The organism is Halobacteriovorax sp. XZX-3 (assembly GCF_043196495.1).
Lineage (GTDB): Bacteria > Bdellovibrionota > Bacteriovoracia > Bacteriovoracales > Bacteriovoracaceae > Halobacteriovorax_A.
In genome coordinates this window covers 1-1,827 of the sequence record NZ_JBEBMO010000013.1, presented here as the reverse complement: position 1 = coordinate 1,827, position 1,827 = coordinate 1, and the positions used below count along the sequence as shown (strand labels likewise).

Annotated in this window: 2 protein-coding genes; both read left to right on the top strand. The window is 46.7% G+C overall.

Annotation, left to right across the window (positions count from 1 at the left end; translation table 11 throughout):
• Nucleotides 1-841 precede the first annotated feature (841 nt).
• Nucleotides 842-1,198, top strand: coding sequence for a hypothetical protein (locus ABMA70_RS15945; protein ID WP_393022386.1), 357 nt, complete (start codon nucleotides 842-844; stop codon nucleotides 1,196-1,198).
• Between the two features lie 250 nt (nucleotides 1,199-1,448).
• Nucleotides 1,449-1,827 (top strand): hypothetical protein (locus tag ABMA70_RS15940; protein ID WP_393022384.1); only part of this gene is annotated, 379 nt, incomplete at its 3' end.

The following is a 1,827-nucleotide window of genomic DNA, read 5'->3' as shown; positions in this document are numbered from 1 at the left end:
TGAAAAGCGTGAAAGCAGCGTAACAGTGAGCACTTAATCCATGCGCATTCGAGAGAGTGCGTATGCTTATCTGTTCAACCTACAATCGAGGTGTATCTATGCTGACATTTCTTTTCGCATGGCTGCTGATGTTTGGCTTTGTCTGCATTGGTAGCACTGGTAGCGCACGTAACCGTAGAGCTATGTTTTCCGAGGGAGGTATGATAGGCAACGCCTTGCTTGCCCTAATCATTACCGCTCTAATGTTTATCTTCATGCCTTTATATCGAGGTTATTAACCATGAACATCGACACTGCATTCAAGTTCGTAGCCTTCATCGCTGCGACTATCACTATCCCGATGGACCCTAGTCAGGGCGTAGCCTACTTTGTGGGCGTAGCTGTATTGATGACGGTCTACCTATTCATTGGTGCGCCTATCGTGTGGCTATACGTAAGGATTACGTCATGAAATACATAGACAAACTCACTGCCTATCACAACGGCAAGTATTACCTACCAGTGGAGGCATTCGACTGTTGTACTAGCAACTGGGATGCTGATGACTGGATTCGTGTCATTGACTACTACAATGGATGGGCCTGCTAATGGAACGTACTCACTTTGAATTACCGGACAAACTAGACACGCCTATGGTTCACAGTCATTACTACGCATGGCTTGACAAGCATTGCAATCATACATGGCACCACATACACACACGTGCTAAGTACCTAGCATCGCTGGGCTATGACCGTGAACGGCATTACCTAACGCAAGATGACCTCACTGTGTTGAAGTGTATCTTGCATCACCATTTCTTTATCAACGTACCAATTGAATCAGAGTAATTATTATGAGCATGGAATATAAAATCCTGTTAGGTGCAGGTGCGCACATTGACGACACAATTTCAGCGAAGGCAATGCGTGCTGACTTAGTACAAGAACACATCGCATCATGGACCGAACAACTGTGCGCTGTATTCGGGGGCTGTACCATGTCTATCGTGGACGGCAACTACGTCATGCAAGACGGTTCGTTATGCACTGAATCCTCATTTCAATTCACTTGCATTAAGTTCGGTGACAACACAATCGAGCAAGCGCAAGCATGGATTGAAGTCAAACTTATTGCCCGTGATATGTGCAAAGTATTCGAGCAAGAATGTGTACTCATCTCACGTCATGCGTGTGATGCTGAATTAGTGGAGGCATAACATGGCTATCAAACTTGAACATGTACGCTACCGCTACCGTGCCCTGACACACAAGCGCAAGTCTAGCCTTTACATGTGCTTTCACTTGACTGCGAGTGGTAATACACCTCACTTTGTCACTGATGACCTAGACCTAGCCATCGAGTACACGGATGCTATGAACAATCACAGATGGGATGCTGCCTATCGCATACTCAACGGTATTATCAACCGACCTAACCTCGCTAAGTGGGGAGCATGGGAGACATGCGTGTCTAGGGTAGGGTTCACTGTACACACTGCATTAGAAGCTGAGCTTGCTAGTAAAGCCGTACCTCCTGCGCCTACTCCTACAGTCAGTGCATGGGAAATCAAAGACCCCGACGAGATGCAGTTGGAAACACCTGATGGCAATCAAGTATTCGTATGTGGTAGTGGCTGGCGTATTATGTATGGCGCTGATGCAGGCGCAGCCGATGACCTAGTCTATTATGTAAATACGGGTGACTATCAGCGTGCTATTGATGTGCTTCGCAAGTACAAAGATAGCGCCGTCACTGGGTGGGGATACTCGTTACTTACAGACCTAGAGAATTACATGGCTAAGCACGACACTCACATGCTAGCTGACCCATTAGAGTCTGACACAT

What these genes read in the sequence shown, in the direction of transcription:
- ABMA70_RS15945 (WP_393022386.1), top strand. Translation starts at nt 842, where the DNA reads ATGGAATATAAAATCCTGTTAGGTGCAGGTGCGCACATTGACGACACA.